The sequence below is a fragment of the Mesoflavibacter sp. SCSIO 43206 genome, from assembly GCF_019904215.1.
Classification (GTDB): Bacteria; Bacteroidota; Bacteroidia; order Flavobacteriales; family Flavobacteriaceae; genus Mesoflavibacter; species Mesoflavibacter zeaxanthinifaciens.
In genome coordinates, this window is sequence record NZ_CP063201.1 from 2022374 (window position 1) to 2042826 (window position 20453).

Here is a 20453-nt window from a genome sequence, read left to right on the forward strand (position 1 = left end):
AAAGAGCAACTTAATAGTTGCTCTTTTTTTATTTGTTTTTATTGTCTTATAAATGTAAACCACATTCTGTTTTTGGGTTGTTATTCCATCGACCAGATCGGTCTTCTCCTGGAACAGTACAATGCTTACAACCTATAGAGTGATACCCTTTAGATACTAAAGGATGAAAAGGAAGTTGATGCTCTTCAATATAAGCATCACGCTCTTCTTTTGTTACATCTAAAAGCGGATAAAATTTTAAAATATCACCTCTAAGCTCAAAAATATCCAAAGTAGCTCTGTGGTCACTTTGCCATTTCATTAAACCAGAAACCCAAACTTTATATTGGTTTTTAATAAGGTCTAAGGGTTTTACTTTGTTAATAGAGCAACAAAAGTCAGGGTTTTTTCGCCAAGTTTCGTCTTTAGTAGTAAACTCATGTTCTTCTTTTAAAGCACCTATGGAAGCAACATTTAAACCATATTTTTTAGTTAATGCTTCTTTATATTTTAAAGTATCTTCAAAATGATAACCTGTATCAATAAAATATACTTTTTGAGTTTTGTTTACATCAGAAACTAATTTTAATAAAAAAGCGGATGTTGCAGCAAAAGAGCTGGTTAACATCACGTCTTCTTGTTTAAAATCTTTATAAAGTTCTGCTATTCTTTCTGTAACCGATAAGGTTTTATACTTTTTATTTAGCGCTTTTATTTCTTCTTCAGAAATGTTAGGCTTAACTATTGTTTTGGGAGTTGTCTCGAACATAATCAATCTTTACGAACTTGCAAGATAGCAATGATTTTTTTGATATGAAATTTGTCGAAAAATTTTTAAGTAATTACAATAAAAACTACAGTTTAATTATTGAATTGTCTGTTTAATGGTGTTTTTAATACAATATAAAAACTTGTTTATTAGTCTTTTTTGGACTTTGGCTTATTAAAGTTTTTCTTGTTATTAAATTTTTTTGTGTTTGTTTTTGTTGTAGGATTACCTTTTGGTTGCTCTCCTTTTTTAGGCATTGGTCCACGTAAATGAATAATAAGACCGTTTAAAAAATTACGTAAGATTTGGTCGCCACATTCTACATAATTAGGATGATCTTCACGTCTAAAAAAAGCACTTAATTCAGACTTTGTAACTCTAAAATCAACAAGAGCTAAAATTTCAATTATATCAGTGTCACGAAGCTTATGAGCAACTCTTAGTTTTTTGAAAATATCGTTGTTTGTCATGTTTAAGTATTTGAAAGTCAATAATTAAAACTGTATTGTTATTGGGTTGTAAAGATAAAATACGTTTTAATAGGTTGTAAAACTACTCATTTTTCGATAAGTGGCACACTTTTAACGACTATAAAAAAAACATTATACGTAATTTTATGAAACTAAAAATAAGTTATGTCTAACCGAGTTGAGAAATTAAGTCTTTTATCTGAAATGATCGCTTTTGCAAAAGAAGATGATACTTTAAAACCTATTGAGTTTAATTTTTTATTAGGTGTATCTAAACAACTAAATATTTCTAGAGAAGATTTTGATTATTTAATTTCTAACCCGATAGGAGGTATTACTTTAAAATCTTATAGTGAACGTATTGTACAGTTTCATAGGTTAGTTTTATTAGCCCATTTAGATAGTAGTAAAAATCCAGCAGAAGAAGCTAAATTATTTAATTACGGGCTTAAAATGGGCTTAAATCACGATTCTATTTTGCGTGTTCTTTATCTTATGGACGGTTTTCCAGATCGTATTGTTCCAGCTGCAGTTTTAATAGATATATTTAGAACTCAGTATAATTAACTTTTAATGGCTTCTAATTTTTCTTGATAGGCTTTAATCTCATCACGTAATTGTGCAGCAACAATAAAATCTAAAGCTTTTGCAGCTTGCTCCATAGTTTTTCGTTTTTCTCTAATTTTCTTTTCTAACTCAGGTTTGCTTAAATATTCGCTTTCTGGTTCTGCTGCTTTAGCAGCTTCTAATTCGTAACTATAAGTACTAACAGAGTTTTTAGCTAAAACACTATCTAAATTTTTCTTTAGTGCTTTTGGTGTGATGTTATTGTCTGTGTTGTAAGCAATTTGTTTTTGGCGTCTGTACTCAGTTTCGTCAATAGTTTGTTGCATACTTTTGGTTATTTTGTCTGCATACATTATGGCTTTACCATTTAAGTTACGTGCAGCACGACCAACAGTTTGGGTTAAGGATCTGTTAGATCTTAAAAACCCTTCTTTATCGGCATCTAAAATAGCAACTAAAGATACTTCTGGTAAGTCTAAACCTTCACGAAGCAAGTTTACACCAACTAATACATCAAACAAACCTTTACGTAAGTCTTGCATAATTTCAACACGTTCTAAAGTGTCAACATCACTATGTATGTAGCGTACACGTATTTGAATTCGGCTTAGGTATTTTGTTAACTCTTCAGCCATTCGTTTTGTTAAGGTCGTAACTAACGTGCGCTCGTCTTTTTCTACACGTTGCTGGATTTCTTCAATTAAATCATCAATTTGATTTAAGCTTGGTCTTACCTCGATAATTGGATCTAATAAACCTGTTGGTCTAATTACTTGTTCTACGTAAACACCATCTGTTTTTTCAAGTTCGTAATCTGCAGGCGTTGCAGATACATAAATTACTTGGTTTTGTAATGCTTCAAACTCTTCAAATTTTAAAGGTCTGTTATCCATTGCAGCAGGTAATCTAAAACCATATTCTACTAAATTTTCTTTACGACTTCTATCGCCACCATACATTGCGTGAACTTGAGAAATGGTAACGTGACTCTCGTCTACTACCATTAAATAATCATCAGGAAAATAATCTAATAAACAGAATGGACGCGTACCAGGCTCGCGACCATCTAAGTATCTAGAGTAATTTTCTATACCAGAACAATAGCCTAATTCTCTAATCATTTCAAGATCAAATTCGGTACGTTCTTTAAGTCGTTTTGCTTCAAGATGTTTACCAATATCTTTAAAATAATCGTGTTGCTTAACTAAATCATCCTGAATTTGTCTTATTGCACCTTGCAGTACATCTGGTGATGTTACAAACATATTTGCAGGATAAATGTTTAAGCGATCATAATGCTCTATGACTTCGTTAGTTTGGATGTTAAATTGCTCTATATCTTCAATTTCGTCACCAAAAAAGTGAATTCTAAATGCATCATCAGCATAACTAGGAAATACATCTATGGTATCTCCTTTAATTCTAAAATTACCATGTCTGAAATCTGCTTCGGTACGAGAGTACAAGCTTTGAACTAACATGTGAAGTAGTTTAGTGCGTGATATTTCTTGATCAACTTCTAAACTTATTATGTTTTTTTGAAATTCAATAGGATTACCAATACCATATAAACACGAAACAGAAGCAACTACTAAAACATCGCGTCTACCAGAAAGTAAAGATGATGTTGTGCTAAGTCGCATTTTTTCGATTTCTTCATTAATTGATAAATCTTTTTCTATATAAACACCAGATGTTGGTATATAAGCTTCTGGTTGGTAATAATCATAGTACGATACAAAATACTCTACAGCATTATCAGGGAAAAACTGTTTGAATTCAGAATATAACTGAGCTGCTAAAGTCTTGTTATGTGCTAAAACTAACGTTGGTTTTTGTACTTCTTCTATAACATTAGCAACTGTAAATGTTTTACCAGATCCAGTAACACCAAGTAAGGTTTGGTATTTTTCATTATTATCTAAACCACTTGCTAATTGCTTAATAGCTTGTGGTTGATCACCTGTTGGCTTAAATTCTGATTTTATTTTGAATTTCATATTGTAAAATTACTGAATAAAAATCAGATATTTTCTTTTATAAAAGTTAACGTTTTAAGGTAAAGTGACCTTTAAGCTGTTCTCCAGATTTTAAGTTAATAAGATACCAATAATCGTTAGTAGGTAAAACGTTTCCGTTATACATACCATTCCAACTTAAATGAACAGTAGAAACTTGTTTTAATAATTTTCCATACCTATCAAAAATGTAAATTTCTTTTATGATTTGATTAGGATCTATAATTTGCCATACTTGATTGTAAGCATCTCCGTTTGGAGTGAAATACTTAGGGATGAAAAGCTCATTTACAACAGAAACATTAATATCAAAATTTAACTGTCTAACTACACAACCATTAATATCTCTTACAAATAATGTGTACGTTCCGTTTGATAAGTTTGAAAAAATATTACTGTTTTGATAAGTTGTATTGTCTAAAGAATACTCATAAAATATAGTATTGTCTGACATAGAAACTGTTATAGTATCTTCAATAATTGTTATGTTGTTTTGATCTAAAGTGAAATCAATATTTAAAACTGTTACCGTAAAGCTAGACTCGTTGCTACAAGTATTTGGCGCAGTACCAATTTCATTATAAATATAGATAGTTTGTGATGTAGAAATGACATCACCAGCGTTTAGCATCGTTCCGCTACCGTTAGCACCAGAAAAATAATTACCGTTAGTTAATGTTGGTAATGTATAATCTTGACAAACGGTTTGATCTGAGATAGTATCAACAGGTGGATTACCAGATATTGTTACCGTAAAACTAGACTCGTTGCTACAAGTATTTGGCGCAGTACCAATTTCATTATAAATATAGATAGTTTGCGATGTAGAAATAACATCGCCAGCGTTTAACATCGTTCCGCTACCATTGGCACCAGAAAAATAATTACCGTTAGTTAATGTTGGTAAAGTATAATCTTGACAAACGGTTTGGTCAGCAATCGTATCTACTGATGGATTACCAGATATTGTTACGGTAAAGTTAGACTCATTGCTACAGGTATTTGGCGCAGTACCAATTTCATTATAAATATAGATAGTTTGTGATGTAGAAATGACATCGCCAGCGTTTAGCATCGTTCCGCTACCATTGGCACCAGAAAAATAATTACCGTTAGTTAATGTTGGTAATGTATAATCTTGACAAACGGTTTGGTCTGAGATTGTATCAACAGGCGGATTCCCAGAAATTGTTACCGTAAAGCTAGACTCGTTACTACAAGTATTTGGCGCAGTACCAATTTCATTATAAATATAAATGGTTTGCGATGTTGAGATAACATCTCCAGCGTTTAACATCGTTCCGCTACCGTTAGCACCAGTAAAATAATTACCGTTAGTTAGAGTAGGTAAGGTATAATCTTGACAAACGGTTTGATCTGAGATTGTATCAACATTTGGATTGCCTGAAACTGTTACCGTAAAGCTAGACTCGTTGCTACAAGTATTTGGCGCAGTACCAATTTCATTATAAATATAGATAGTTTGTGATGTAGAAATGACATCACCAGCGTTTAGCATGGTTCCGCTACCGTTGGAACCAGTAAAATAACTTCCGTTAGTTAGAGTAGGTAAGGTATAATCTTGGCAAACGGTTTGGTCAGCAATCGTATCTACTGGCGGATTCCCAGAAATTGTTACCGTAAAGCTAGACTCGTTACTACAAGTATTTGGCGCAGTACCAATTTCATTATAAATATAAATGGTTTGCGATGTTGAGATAACATCTCCAGCGTTTAACATCGTTCCGCTACCATTGGCACCAGAAAAATAATTACCGTTAGTTAGAGTAGGTAAGGTATAATCTTGACAAACGGTTTGATCTGTTATAGTGTCAACTGGCGGATTCCCAGAAACTGTTACCGTAAAGCTAGACTCGTTGCTACAAGTATTTGGCGCAGTACCAATTTCATTATAAATATAGATAGTTTGTGATGTAGAAATAACATCGCCAGCGTTTAGCATCGTACCGCTACCGTTAGCACCAGAAAAATAACTTCCGTTAGTTAGAGTAGGTAAGGTATAATCTTGGCAAACGGTTTGGTCTGAAAGAGTATCAACTTGTGGATTTAAAATATAAAGTTGAGCGGTATTACTATATAAATTGCAATCTGCAGAAACCATTTGACAGTAATATTGACTGTTATCTAAAGCAATTGATGCATTTGTAATCGATAAAGTATTAGTGTTAACTCCAGAAAAAGTAGAGTCGTTATTTAATGGAATCCAAACACCAACAGAATTTAAAGTAAACCATTGGTAAGTATACGAACCTGTGTCTACATTTGTTGTAAAACTTATATTTGAATTATCACAAATTGTTTGAGAGTTTGGGTGAGTTATCGTTGGATTACTACTATTAAAGTTTGTTGTATGGTTATCTAAATCACTGCAGTCTTCTGTGCCAGATATAGACCAGTCTGAAGCGTTAAAAATACTAATAGGAGCAATAGCGTTAGGGTTTCTTATAAAACTATAGCCTCTTTCGTTTAAAGCTTCTACTACATCGATAACGACACCATTTTTAAGTAATTTAAATTCATCATTATCGTTAAAACCAGAACCAACACTTGCGTCTGCAGAAACCGAACAGGTATTTCCATTGCTACCCATTTGCAAGATGTAAGTCTGTTGTGGCCCAATAGTGTTAACTAAAGGAACAGTTATAGAAGGTGTAGCATTACCAATATCTCCGTAGCGTTCTATATCATAAATGCCATCTAAAGTTACAGTAGTGTTGGAAGGATTGTAAAGTTCTATAACTCCATAACTTCCAGGTTCTGAGTCATATATTTCTGAAATATAAATTTCGCTAGCATTACAAGAAGAATCTGATACATTTATTTGTGTTGATGCTGTTGTAGAACAACCACCAGAAGTATTTATTATTAAATCTGATAAACCATTAGTTCCTGTAGGAATAAGAACTTCTATATGAGTATTGTCAATGATGTTATAAGTCGCAGAAATACCATCAATAGTGATTTGAGATGTTGTAGAAAAATTGCTGCCATTTATAGTAATTAACGTGTTTGCGGGACCAGAACTAGGGTTAATTGTATTAATTATTGGGTCTGGACAACTTGTAGCTAAAAGCGTATTACTTGAAAGAACTATTAATGCTAATAGAAAATAAATATGTTTCATTTGTATAAATTAGAGGGCAAATAAAATAATATTTTATCTTATTTGTGTTAAGTAAAAGTTAGTTGTTTATCTTTTTAAAGTGAAGTGACTTCTATATGTTCTACCATTTGTGTCTGTAAGTAAAAACCAATAGTCATTTGCTGGCATTAACCGTCCTCTGTAAGTTCCGTCCCAGCCTTTTGTGTTTGGGTTAATAATATGTATAAGTTTACCGTAGCGATCAAAAATTTTAACATCAAGATTAGTGTTGTAACCATCTGTCATTCCGTATGGTTTCCAAAAATCATGTATTGTATCATTATTTGGTGTAAAGTATTTAGGAAAACCAATTATTGCTATTGTTTGCTCTACAGTTTGACAACCGTTAATTTCTGTAACATAAACAGTATGTAAACCAGCTGAAACATTAGTAAATGTATTACTGTTTTGATAAGCTTGACCATCTATTGCGTAACTAAATTGACCAGTATTTTCTAAATTAATAGTTACTGTATTGTTATTAGAAAAGTCGGTGTAATCTATACTTTCTATTATTGGTGCTTCAATTGGATTTACAATTATATTTCTTGAGTTTGAGCAACCGTTAGGATCTGTAATAATTACGGTATAGGTACCAATTTCATTAATATCAATAAAACTTGTGTTAACTCCAGTGTCAACACCATTTAATAACCATTGGTAATAATAATTGCTTGGCGAGTCATTTAAAACACCACCATAAAGCGTGATAGTTTCAGGGTAACTATTTAAGCAGTAATCTAAAGATTGATCTGCTTCTATTTGTGGTGTGTATAACACAGATAAATCTACATTAGTAACTGCAAAACATTCATTACCATTACTAGTAACTTTAGCATATATAGTTTGAAAATTAACTTCGGTATTTTCAAAGCTTAAAGGTAAAGGGTTTGTTTCCGCGAAAGCGTTATCTAAATTTTGATAGAATGTTATTGTTGAATTTGCAGGAACAGCATTAGCAATTTGAGATTGTACTTGGGTTAAATCAAAGGTTGTAAAACCGTCTAATTCACCTTCATCGCATGCGTCTAAAGAAAAACTTGATAATGTATTATTTGAAATACTTAAGTTAACTTCTGCTATGTTAAAACAATTAGATTGAGTAGAGCTAACCAGTGCAAATACAGTTTGATTTATTTGTGTGTTATTAAAACTATCAGGTGTTTGTATTGGATTAATTTGTTGTTGCGCATCATTAAAATCAGTAAAATAATCTACTACAAATAAATTGCTATCATTGTTTATAATAGTCTGCTCTGCATAGTTTAGGTTAAATGTGGTATATCCATCTTGATCAATATCGCAATTTGTTAGTGATGTGTTTTGAACAATAGGTTGTTGAAACTCTTCAATAACAACTTCACCATAAGAAATGCATCCATTATTTAAAGTAACTTCTACACTGTAGGTTCCTGGAGAATCTACTAAAAAATCAGAAGTAATTTCGGGCTGTAAAACATTATCTTTAAACCATGTGTAAGTTGTTGCGTTTGGTTGTGAGGCGTCTAATGTTGTGGTGTCATTTTCGCATAATGCATTATTAGTGTCTTGCAATAGATTAGGACCTAAGTCTGTGTATAATTCAAAACTACTTGCTTCCAAAAATACTGCTGAATCATAACGGAAATTTTGCTCGTCTGCGATAACTAATTTAACCTCATAAGTAACATTAGGAGTTGTGTTTGCAATAGCAGTAAGTACAGCTGTTTGACCATTAAAATTTATTGGTGCATTGCTGTTATTCCAACTACCAAAGTAAGCTTGGTTTTCTTCTTGACAAGCACCAGGTATTCCTGGATGAACAGTCGTTACCTTTACCGGAGTATTGGTTTCTGGTACCAAAGCGATGTTTTCGTACTGTTGTGTGCCACTTTGCCTAATTAAAAATCCAAATAAATCTGAATATTGACAGGTGTTGGGATTACCTTCTTGATATTCTTCTGATGCAAATAAATATCTAAAGCTTATTTGGTTTGCAGGAGCAGTAAATTCAAACTCTATAATGGTAGCATTAATTGTATTACTTTCATTTAAAATTTGTTCTAAATCTGTGTCACCTTGCCAATTATTAGCATTATCATCACTAAGACTTGTGTTTGGTCCATCTACGTTAGATAGTTTACCTGTACTTAAAACAACACCTTCTTGAAACGGAAATGAAGATCCGTTAGCATTAAAATATCCGTAACTTAAATCGTTTGTATTAAAATTACCACCAACAACATTAGTGACTTGAACATTAGATATACACGCATTACCTATTAAAACATCCTCAATTAATTGTTGTGGTGTGTAAGATGTCCAATCTGTAGTTACATTTTGTGATACAGCTAAATTTATACTTAGTAAAATAAATAAAATAAATGCTTGTCTCATACATTTTAAACTGGCATGCAAATGTACGTAACAAATCTAATTATTAGGACTATAAAAATGTTAAAGCTTTAAAGTGAAATGCCCTTTAATTTCAAATTCTATAGCGCCTTTTTTAACATTAGCAACATACCAATAATCTGTTGCAGGTAGTAGATTTCCGTTATAAGTTCCGTCCCAACCTTGAGAGGTATGATTTAGTGTTTTTAAAAGTTTACCGTAACGATCAAAGATATGTACTATTGTTCCTTCTAACTGCTCTACACCTGTAATATGCCAAGTATCAAAATATCCATCATTGTTTGGTGTTACAAATTTAGGTACATCAATAATTACTATGTCTTTTGAAGTCGAATTACATCCGTTTAAATCTATTACTGTTATTGTATGAGGACCAATTGGTACGTTGTAAAAGAAATTAGATTCTTGTGGATCTTCATCATCAAATTGATATAAATAATCTCCAATTCCTGAAACTTCTACAGTAACATTGTTTGGGTCTGAAAAGTCTATAGTTTCTGTAAAGTCAATAGTAGCAGCTTCAGATTGAGAAACAGAAAAACTTGTAGAAGTAGAGCAACCAAATTGTGTTGTAACAGTTACAGAATATGTTCCAGTTTGATTAATTTCAATATAAGAATTTGTACTTCCGTTAGACCATAAATAACTGTCTGTTGGTACATTTGTTTCGGCAGAAACCAACAATGGTAAATTATCTAAGCAAAGTACTTGGTCTTCAATATCTAATTCTGGTTTTCTATGTACAATTGTATTAAAGCTTGTAGTGTTGTAGCATCCTGTAGTGTTGTTTTCTATACGGATAAAATACGTTGAGCCATCTTCACTAAATACATTTAAATCTGTTAAGGCGTTTTCATTATTATTAGCATCTAATTGAGATGTATAATAGCTTACCGTAAAGTTTGAAGAGTTTTGATTACCTAATACAACCTGAGTTTGCTCGCCTAGATCAAAATTAGCAAACAAGTCATCATCTTCATCACAAGTTTCTAAATCTTGAATATTATTTGCTGTTGGTAAAGGGTTTACGCGTAGTGTAAAAGACTCTATGTTAAAACAGTTACTTCCAGTAAAATTAGCTCTTACAAAAATAGTCTGATTACCAACGTTGTAATTGTAATTTGAGTCCAAAGCATTTTGTTGAAGTTGAGCGTCGTTTAAAGATAAATAAAACTCAGTTTCTATAGCTTGTGTTGTGTCTACTAAGTCTGGTAATGTATTAGTTAAATTATATGAAAAAGTGCTTTCTTCACAAATTTGAGTAGTTACATTTGGATTAATAACAGGTGGTACTTCAACAATTAAATCTAAAGGAATTTCTGCATAACAATTAGAAATAGTATTTACAACTTTAATAAACACTGTCTGTGGATTTACTGTGTTTGTAAAGTTTTCTGGGTTAGCAATCTGGTTTGTACCTTGCTCTAAATCTGTAAGGTTTGTGTAATATTCAATCTCTGTATTATTCTGTCTAATTGGTAATACTTCAATTTCTGAAACGGTTAAATCAAAAGTTGTAAAACCGTCTGTATCATTATCGCAAGTTTCTAAGCTGTTTGGTGTGTTTGTTAACGGGACTTGTATAACATTAAACTCAAAGCTAGAAATACCTTTACAATAAGTGCCGTTATCTACAACAGCAAAAATCTGTTGAGGATTTACTGTATTTGTAAAAGAATTTGGTAAAGGATTAGTTTGCGCTTCAGCTTCAGTTAGAGATAAATAATAAGTAACAGTCAAGTTTTCTGATGAACCTTGAGTGATTTCTGAAGTAATATCATCTAGATTAAAAGTTTCTGATCCATCATTAGAGTTGTCGTCACAAACAAATATATCTGTTGGAGTATTGTAAATTGGGTAAGCTCCAACTTCTATATCAAAAGAAGTTGTATCGTAACAGCTTTGATCTGTGATATTATGTACTCTAACAAAAATAGTTTGAGGCGAAGATGTATTTTGATACGCAACAGTTTTATCAATAGGAGCTACGTTGTTTATAGCATTTTGAGCAGTTTCAAAATATAAAACTTCTTTTCCTGTTTGACCGTTTAAAATTTCTGCATCTTTTTCTTGAAAGATAAAGTCTGCGGTTTGATTACCATCATTTTCACAATTGGTATAAGTTTCTATTGGTGTAAATATAGGTAATGTGTTTACTATTATAGTAATAGATTGCACAGCGTAACAACCGGTATTAGTGTTTTCTACACGACAATATACAGTTTGTGTATTAGCATTGTAATTTTGCGTATCTGTAATCGGACTGCTATTAGTTTCTGCATCAGTTAGTGAGTTATGAAAACTAAAAGCTCTATCTGTAGTGGTATTAACAATTTCTGGAATTTTTGCATCTAAATCTACTATAAAAAAACCATCTTGATCATCATCACAAATTATAATATCTGAAGGTTGATTAATGGTTGGAGCTGGTAAAACTTCAATATCTAAAGAAGACGTTGCGTAACAACCAGTCATGGTGTTTTGTACACGTACATATAATGTTAAAGGATTTGTCGTGTTAGTATAAAATGCAGGCAAGCTATTAGTATTATTATCTGCATCTGCTTGTGTTAAGAAGTAATCTACAGATGGATTAGGTATACCATTACCAGAATACGCATCAAAAGAGGTTAAATCTATACTTGTAAATCCGTCGTCATCAGTATCGCAGTAAGTTTGTGTATCTGTTAAAATTACTTCAAAACCTTCGTTTATTAATAGTTGAATATTTGAAAAATGACTACAGCTACTACTATTTAATGTTATGTATAATAGAGTAGGACTAGCATTAATTGTATATGGTACAGATTGATTAATAGCATTGGTATTATTGATTTGATCAGTTTCTGTTTCGTAAAAATCAATAGTAACGTTTTCTAAATCATTAATAATTTCTAATCCTATATGGTATAAATCAAAATCTACAATTTGATCATTGGATGCATCATCACATTCATAAAAATCGGTAATATTTGTACCTGTTTCTAAAAGAAATGTATGAAGCTCCATTGGGACGACAGATGCACAACCAGTTGTATTGTCTTCCACACGCACAAAAACAGTTTGTACATCTTGGTCTATATTATCATAACTTGTTGAATTAGCTATTGGATTTGTTCCATTATTAGCATCTTCTTGAGACTCGTGATAAGTCACAGTTACGTTTGTTAACCCTTGTAGTATTTGATCAATCTCTTGAGTAAGATCAAATGTGTCAAAACCATCGCCATCTTGCTCGCAAGCATCTAATTGAATAGTTTCAGGGTTAATTTGTGGATTTGTATTGACTTCAATATCAAGCGTTGTAGTTGTAAAACAGCCTGTAGTTATATCTACAACTCGTACAAAAACAGTTTCGGTTGGGTTAGAAGGTGTATAAGGTTGAGGTATTGGATTATCTCCTGTTAAAGCATCTGCATTAGAAAAATGATAAGACACTACATAGTTTGTGTTTGAAGACGTTATTTCATCATCTTTAACAGTCATATCTACATTGCCTCCACCATCAGAACAAACTGATAAAGGAGATGGATTAACTATTGTAGGAAAAGGATTAATTATTAAGTTGAAAGTACCTATGTAAATACAACCTGACGTGGTATCTTGAGCGTTGTAGAAGATAGGTTGAACAGCTGTAGTACTAGTTACAGATGTTGTTGGGTTTTGGTCATTAGTTGCATCATTTTGAGAAGTATGAAATGTAATGTCATAAGTTGAAGGCGGAAGCGTAGCTTCGATTTCAGAAGTTTTTGGTGTTAAATCAAATATCTCTGTGCCATCATTTGAAGCATCATCACATACTTCAATATCAGAAATTGTTGGTCCATTTTGAATGGTATTTAATACAACATTAATACTATCTTGAAAAGAACAAAAATCTGAGCTAAGTGGTACTGTAACTTCAACAGTATAATTACCATCTGTAGTTACATTTAAAGTACTACTAGTTTCGTTATTAATTATATTTCCGTCTAAAAACCATTGGTATGTAGCTTGTGGATTGTTAGTATTTGCATCTAAAGTTACAAAAGCATCACAAGTTGTAATATCTTCACCTAAATCTACAGAATCTGTAAAGCTGTTTCCTTCTATAAATACAGCAGTATCAAAGTTTCTGTCTGTTTGATCGGCTACGATTAGTTTTATGCTGTATTGTACGTTAGGAGTAATATTTGCCGAAGCTGTCATTACAGTAGTGCGACCATTAAAGTTAGTGTCTCCAATATTATAACCTTCAAAATAATTACTATTTTCTTCTGGGCAAAAACCAACTATTTCATCATGAATTGTATTCGTGTTTACAGGTATTGATGTGCCTGGTACCAATGCAATATTTTGATACGGGTTACTGCTTCCTGTTTCTCTAATTAAAAAAGCAAATCCATCTGAGTATTGGCATGGGTAATCTGCAAAATATTCTTCTGATGCTAATATGTAATTAAAAGAAATTGTACTAGAGGTAGAAATAAAATCAAACTCAATAGACGTAGCATTAAGTGTATTATTTATTCCAAGTGCAGCTTCTAAATCAGGATCTGTAGTCCAGCTATCGCTACCTTCGTTTAAGGCACTAGTGTTAGTTGTATTTCCTGCAGAAGTTACTTGTCCTGTAGATAAAACAATACCATTTTCAAATGGAAAGTTTGAGTTTGCTCTTTCAAAATATCCAAAACTTTGAAAACCATCAACTTGACCATTAAAGTTAGAATTTATGTTGCTAACCTCTACACAACCTTGTACTAAATTATTTTCAATAAGTTGTTGTGAGGTAAAACTGTCATTTACAGTTATTTGCTGTCCAAAAGTTAAGTAACCTATAAGAAAATGAGTTACTGTTAGCCAAAATATTAGGCTGTTTTTGTAGGTTTTATGCGCTTTCATGCTATGTATCAGTCAATTAAATAAACTTGGGGTACGTTTATGTTGCGAACAAACGTATTTAATTAATCGATAAAATGCAAATTTTAGCGTTAAAATGTTATTAACTATTTATTAAGATATACCCAACCAACCAAATCATCGTATTTAGGATCATGAAGTTTTAATACGTAAAAATAAGTTCCTGTTGGTACAATATCACTAAAAGCTAATATGCCTTGATTGGTTTGACCATGCCACTTCAGATCATTATTGCCTTTAAAAATAAGCTTTCCGTAGCGATTGTATATTAAAAGCTCGTGATTTTCAAAAATATCATATAATCCTTGAATATTGAAGAAATCGTTTTTTGAGTCTCCATTAGGAGAAAAACCTTGCGGAACGTAAGGTGGGCAATTTTCAGTTTGTAAATCAAATTGAAAAATATCAAAACAATCTTCTGTTTCTGCGGTTATATATATTGTTTGAGGCGTAGAGTTTGAAATGTAATTTACTGGTGAAAGGATTGGGTAATCTTCATTTATATCTTCTAAACTTTCAAAAAAACTAAAGCTGTTATAATCTGTTTGGTTTATTTGCGATAGTACTTGAGTTAAATCAAAAGAGGCTTGATTATTACCTTCATCACAAGCTAAAATAGGATTTAATATTATGGTTTCAGGTAATGGAATTAATTGAATAGTTTGAAACGTGTTATTATTATTTTCATTTGTTTCAGTAACAATTCCGTTACCAGAACCATCGTCATCAACGACGATTTCTAAAATAAAATTATCGGGATAATTAGGCGGTATTGTTAAGGTAGTTTGGTTATTTTCTGAAGCATTAATTGGTATATCATTTTGTGTTGTACTTTGACCAATTAGAACATTATCAATATAAAAAGAAATAGGTGTATTGGCAGGTAAAACGTCTGTGCTATTAGTGTTGTAAACGGTGTAATTTATATCTATTTCCCGATTTGCACAAAACACATCATAATTGTTTATTGTAATTGTGGCGTCTGGTAATTGACTGTTTAAAACCGTAATTATGTTGTTAAGAATAATTAAATCTGCTCTAAAAATTCCAAATTGGTCCACACCGCCAGTAGTCATTATAATGGTAACCTGTGTGTCGCCTATAGATATGTTGTTTTCAATATTATAAACATCTAAATCTGCATTGTAAAAATTTGTAGAATTTGTAAATGTGTTTGTGCCATTAAAAGCATTATCTGGTAGGTTTAAAGGTGGATTGGATAGAATGTTTCCGTTTATAGAAAGACTTTCTCCGTAGTTTAGAGCATTGTCTCCTTCCCAAGCTAAAAAACCAATTTTAGCATTGTCATTATCTAAAACATCAATATTGTCTAGGATAATTGTTTTTTCTTGAACTTCAGAATTTATAATTTCTAAACCTTGAAAAAGATTAATTTGATTAAGAGGTAAGTTGCTGTCCTCGTAAATAACGTATAAACTCCAACCAGCATAATTAGTACGATTATTACAAAAGCCAGGTGTATTTATTAGGTCAGAATTGACATCTAAATTAGAAAGGTTATATGTTGTGTTACCTTCGTTAATTATTTGATTTGTCACATCTGCAGAGCACGCAAAGTAAGTGAGTTGTCCATTGCTGCCAGCATCATAATTTACGTTATAAGTGTCTTGAGCATTAATAGTTATATTGTTTAATGAAACTTGAGTATCTCCATTACCAGAGCCAGACCAGAACAGGTAAGCCGCAATTATATTAACATTATTAGGTAAGTTTAAATTAGCTGAAGCAGAGGTAGGCAACGTACAAAAACTACTATCAAGGTTATTCTCTGCAGGATTTAAAGTATTGCCAATTGCAGTGTAATCATACCTACCATTAAATTGCTGAAATAATGTAATATCCTGAGCTTTTAAAGTATTAAAAAAGCAAAGTAAAATTACTAAGTATAAGAAAGTAAAGTTTTTCATATTTAGGACATTACTTTCTAAAATTACAAAAAACTACCTTTTTAAAGTAAAATGACTTTTAAAAACACGACCATCTTGTAGTGTTACAGAAAACCAATAATCATTACTTGGCATTGGTTGTCCATTATAAGTACCGTCCCAACCTTTGCTTTTAGGATCTATTTGGGTTAACAATTTACCGTATCTATCAAAAATATATATTTTAGAATTTGGTTGAAATTGATTTGATACACCATAAATTTGCCAATAATCGTTAATTGCATCGTTATTAGGTGTAAAAAATTGAGGAAAACCAATAACAGATAATGTGTCTGAAATTAATCCGCAATCATTTTTTACGTCAATTATATTAACGGTATATATTCCTGGAGGTACTTGAGTGAAAACAGAGTCACTTTGGAAGCCTGTACTTTCTCCTTCACTATTGATTAATTCGTATTCATAAGTACCTTCTCCAGAGGTTAAAATACTAACTTGATTATTAGTTGTATTTCCGTCTAAAATATCGATATTTTCAATTGTAGCAATATTAGATGCTTCTACAGTAAAAGTTTTTAGTTTTTCGCAACCATCAACCGTTGTAACAGTTACGGTATAATTTCCTGGTTGATTTACTTCTATACTATTTGTGTTTTGTCCTGTTGACCAATTAAAATAATAGTTGTTGTTAATAGGTGAAGTAGCACTTAATGTAATAGTTTCTGGGAAGAAATTAAGACAGTAAAAAACAGTTTCGTCTTCATCTAAATCTGGTCTTTCATTAATAATTAAATCGACTTCGCTAATACCATAACAATTGTTATTATTTTCTGCACGAGCGTATATAGTTTGAAAGTAAGCAGAATTATTGGTAAAATTTGAAGGTAAGGCATTACTTTCTGTCAACGCATCATTGTAGTTTTCGTAAAAATTAATTGTAATATTTCCTGGTAATGACGATGTCATGTTAGTGCTTATTTCGTTTAAATCGAAAGTGTTAAGACCATCTTCAGAGCCTAACTCGTCGCATACTTCAAATTCATAATTATTAATTTGAGTGGTACTAACTTCTAGTGTTAGTTCTGTAATGTTTACACAATCAGTATTATTGTCTTTTGAAACCGCATAAACTATTTGTGGATTACTTAAATTGTTATAAGATGTTGGGTTAGTAATTGGTGTAACTTCATTATTAGCATCGTTTAATGTGTCATAAAAAACAACAGATAAATTAGCGTTGTTGTTAGTTATATTAGTTATAGCTTCATCTAAATTAAAAATAGTGTACCCATCAGGTATACCATCTTCGTCACATTGTAATAACGTATGGTCAAAAGATGCTGGTGTTGGATTGATAATTAAATTAAAGCTATTAACGGCATAGCAGTCTGTGTTATTACTGTTTTCTAGTCTTACATAAACATCTTCTTGAAAAGGTGTGTTGTTATAGTAGTTTAGGTTTAATGGACTTAAATTATTTTCTGCGTCATTTAAATTAGCGTGATAACTAATATTGAATAAAGCAGTGCTTTGTCCGTTGTAAATTTGGTTATTAAAATTAGATAAGTCAATTGTTGTTTGACCGTTTGTATCGTCTCCATCAGATAGATCATCACAAACTTCAAAGTCATTTAAGTTATCTATTACCGGTGTTTGAAAAACAGAAATACCAAAACTAGTTGTCGCATAACAATTAGGATTATTAATGTTTTCTACGCGAGCAATAATTGTTTCTTGAGGTAATGTGTTTTGGTAATTACCGGTAATTTCGTTTTGGTTATTATCTGCATCTGCTTGGTTTTTAAAGTATTTAACTTCGTAAATTGCAGCATCTTGACCGTTTAATATTTCTGTGTTTAGATCAGTCAGATTAAAGTCCCAAATATTGTCGTTATTATCATCACAAATTACAATGTTATTTGGCGTTGTTGCAGTAGGAATATCATAATAGGTTACAATTGCTTGTCCTTCTTTTGTATCACAATCACCGTTATTTAAGTCTATTATAACTTCGTAATTTCCGTTTTGTGTCACTAATAATTCATTAGGAATTGCTGGTGTTGCTATCGCATTACCATCTTGAGTCCAAGTATATGTTGCACCAGGAATATCTTCTGCAATTAGTGTATAGTCATCTCCAATACATAATGGTAAATCTACAGTATTAGCATTGTCGGTTGGGATAATATCAATTTTTTCAACAAAAAAAGAGGCTATAAATGGTGGTAAACCTTGTCTAGACACTAGTCCATTTAGATCTACAGATTGGTGTTGATAATCTGCTGCTTGCCCTAAGCTGTTAGGAGAATTTATTGTACTTAAAAAAGGCGTGCCTTGATTATAAGTAGCACTTAATGATCTATAAATTTTACCATCAGGTCCAAGTTGCAATGCACTTCTATACATAATTCTTTGGTCCAATATTTCTTCTGAAGCACTAATGTTGTTGGCGTTTAAGTTATATTGAAGCAAGGCTCCATATTGTGCATTAGCATTATTAAAGTCATCTTGAGGAGTTTCAAAATAGGTTGAAACATATAAGATTTGACTATTCGGGGAAAACTCTACACCGTAAGGTCTTTGCGTTTTTCCATCTGGATTTAAATTAATGTTTATTTGTTGAGCATTAGAAGCTTGACCAGTGTTAGTGTCAAAATCAAAAAGATATAATCCAGAAGCAATATTAGCACATGCTATTTTTGTCCCATCTGGAGAGATTTTAAGATAACCTCTTCTTTCTGGAACAACTATATTAAGGTCTGAAATTACGGGAGTAGTATTTACACCAGTAGCAGTTACTTCGTAGGCGAATATTGAGTTGTTTAAGTCACCTCCATTAGTGTCTGCAAATGTAATTACCCAAATATTTTCTGTTTGACAGTCTTTTAATACAGCGCTTAATTTTTCTGAAGTATTGTTTAAAAGATTAATATTTTTATTTGTAGTAACAGTGCCTAATCCACTATTAGCTGTCATGTCTACTTCGGAATAATGAAAACCTTCGTCAGGATTGCCTTGAAACTCTGTATCTACAGTAAAAATATAATAGATATCAGCATCTTGAGGTTTTGGTATTATAATAGCAGATTGCGTACTAGAAGGATTTCCTTTTAAACCATTACCATTAGCCATTACTTGATGGTTTTTATTATAAACAGTTATTCCATCTGTGTAAAAAAGCAAATCACCATTTCCATCAGAAATACTTGTACAACCTTCATCTGTAGCTAATTGCCCATTGGTAAGTGCTGTTACAGTATTTGTTGAAAGATCAAAATTGATTCCTGCATTGTTACCAAAGTACCAGTTGGAAGCTTCATTTTGAGAATGAACAAATGACACTAACAGCAAAAATGTTAGTAATAATATCTTTTTCATAATCTAGTATAGCCAGATTTGTAAAGATATTACAAAAATGAAAAACGAAAAGATATAAAATGTTAAATACCTATAAATCTCTTTTTTGTAGCAGTTTGTATGAACCGTAAATAAATAAAGCTGTCCATGCTAAAACAATAACAATTTGATACCAATGTACAGAGTAATCAAAATTAAAATCTTCTCCTACCTGTTTGGCTAGTTCTTTAGCTGCGCCAAGTCTTGATCCTGGTTCTACGATTAGATTTGACATACTTTCTAAAGGAAAGAATTGTGTAATTGATCTCCATGAGTTTTCGGTAAGCTCTATTTCCCAACGTAATAATCCGTATGCTATTTTTTCTATAATAAACCAAACAAATAAAAAGCCTAATGCAAATGCAGATCGTTTAATTAAAATACCTAAAAATAAGCAGAAAGAAAAGAAGCCTATTAATTTTACAAAGAAGGCTAAAAGGTATTCTGTGTCAGAAAACACATGGTAAAGCTCTGTAATATCAGAAAAAGCAAATCCTAAAATCAACGTAATTATAAAAACAAAAAGCGTTGAGAATAATGCAAAAACAGAAACGGTTATAAACTTAGAAGCAATAAATTCTTTTTTACTTAAGCCATCAATTAAGTTTTGTTTAATGGTTTTATTGCTATACTCGTTTGCCATCATAGATACAATAACAATAGCTAAGAAAAATTTTAAGGAAGCAGCTACATAAGTATTAAAGTGCCAGATGTATGGAAAATCAAAAATACCTTGTTCTGCTAGATGAAACTTTACTGGTCCAATATCAAATTTTATTGAAGCTATTAGTGCTATTGATGTTAATAAAATAAAGTATGCTAAAATAAGTACTTTACTTGATCGGTTATTCCAAAGTTTGATTAATTCTATATTTAAAAGTCGTAACATTA

The 20453-nt window shown here is 31.6% G+C and carries 10 protein-coding genes; 1 reads left to right on the plus strand and 9 read right to left on the minus strand.

Annotated elements, in window-relative coordinates; all coding sequences use genetic code 11:
• Positions 1-46 precede the first annotated feature (46 nt).
• Both INR78_RS09325 and INR78_RS09330 read right to left on the minus strand, forming a co-directional pair.
• A complete protein-coding gene (locus INR78_RS09325) occupies positions 47-748 on the minus strand; it encodes a phosphoadenylyl-sulfate reductase (RefSeq protein WP_051169886.1) in 702 nt (233 codons plus the stop codon).
• Positions 749-897: 149 nt separating this feature from the next.
• Entirely contained in the window at positions 898-1218 is a 321-nt protein-coding gene (locus tag INR78_RS09330; RefSeq protein ID WP_223076298.1) for a DUF1456 family protein, read from the minus strand.
• A 165-nt stretch (positions 1219-1383) separates the two neighbouring features.
• Here INR78_RS09330 and INR78_RS09335 point away from each other — a divergent pair, with 165 nt between their 5' ends.
• The gene (locus tag INR78_RS09335; RefSeq protein ID WP_223076299.1) at positions 1384-1785 is read left to right on the plus strand and encodes a TerB family tellurite resistance protein; all 402 of its coding nucleotides are present in this window, start codon (positions 1384-1386) and stop codon (positions 1783-1785) included.
• Here the strand turns inward: INR78_RS09335 and uvrB are convergent.
• From uvrB to INR78_RS09370, 7 genes are all read right to left on the minus strand, one after another.
• A complete protein-coding gene (gene uvrB, locus INR78_RS09340; protein ID WP_223076300.1) occupies positions 1782-3785 on the minus strand; it encodes an excinuclease ABC subunit UvrB in 2004 nt (667 codons plus the stop codon). The genes INR78_RS09335 and uvrB overlap by 4 nt on opposite strands.
• Before the next feature lie 46 nt (positions 3786-3831).
• Positions 3832-6948 carry a T9SS type B sorting domain-containing protein gene (locus tag INR78_RS09345; protein WP_223076301.1) on the minus strand — a complete coding sequence of 1039 codons (3117 nt, stop codon included), beginning with the start codon at positions 6946-6948 and terminating at the stop codon, positions 3832-3834.
• Positions 6949-7014: 66 nt separating this feature from the next.
• A complete protein-coding gene (locus INR78_RS09350; protein WP_223076302.1) occupies positions 7015-9342 on the minus strand; it encodes a T9SS type B sorting domain-containing protein in 2328 nt (775 codons plus the stop codon).
• Positions 9343-9402: 60 nt separating this feature from the next.
• The gene (locus INR78_RS09355; protein WP_223076303.1) at positions 9403-14241 is read right to left on the minus strand and encodes a T9SS type B sorting domain-containing protein; all 4839 of its coding nucleotides are present in this window, start codon (positions 14239-14241) and stop codon (positions 9403-9405) included.
• Positions 14242-14345: 104 nt separating this feature from the next.
• On the minus strand, positions 14346-16187 hold the full coding sequence (locus tag INR78_RS09360) for a gliding motility-associated C-terminal domain-containing protein (protein ID WP_223076304.1): 1842 nt from the start codon (positions 16185-16187) through the stop codon (positions 14346-14348).
• Positions 16188-16220: 33 nt separating this feature from the next.
• Positions 16221-19544 (minus strand): T9SS type B sorting domain-containing protein, encoded by a 3324-nt coding sequence (locus tag INR78_RS09365; protein WP_223076305.1) that lies wholly within the window; start codon positions 19542-19544, stop codon positions 16221-16223.
• 70 nt (positions 19545-19614) lie between these two features.
• Positions 19615-20451 (minus strand): ABC transporter permease, encoded by an 837-nt coding sequence (locus INR78_RS09370; RefSeq protein WP_223076306.1) that lies wholly within the window; start codon positions 20449-20451, stop codon positions 19615-19617.
• Positions 20452-20453 lie beyond the last annotated feature (2 nt).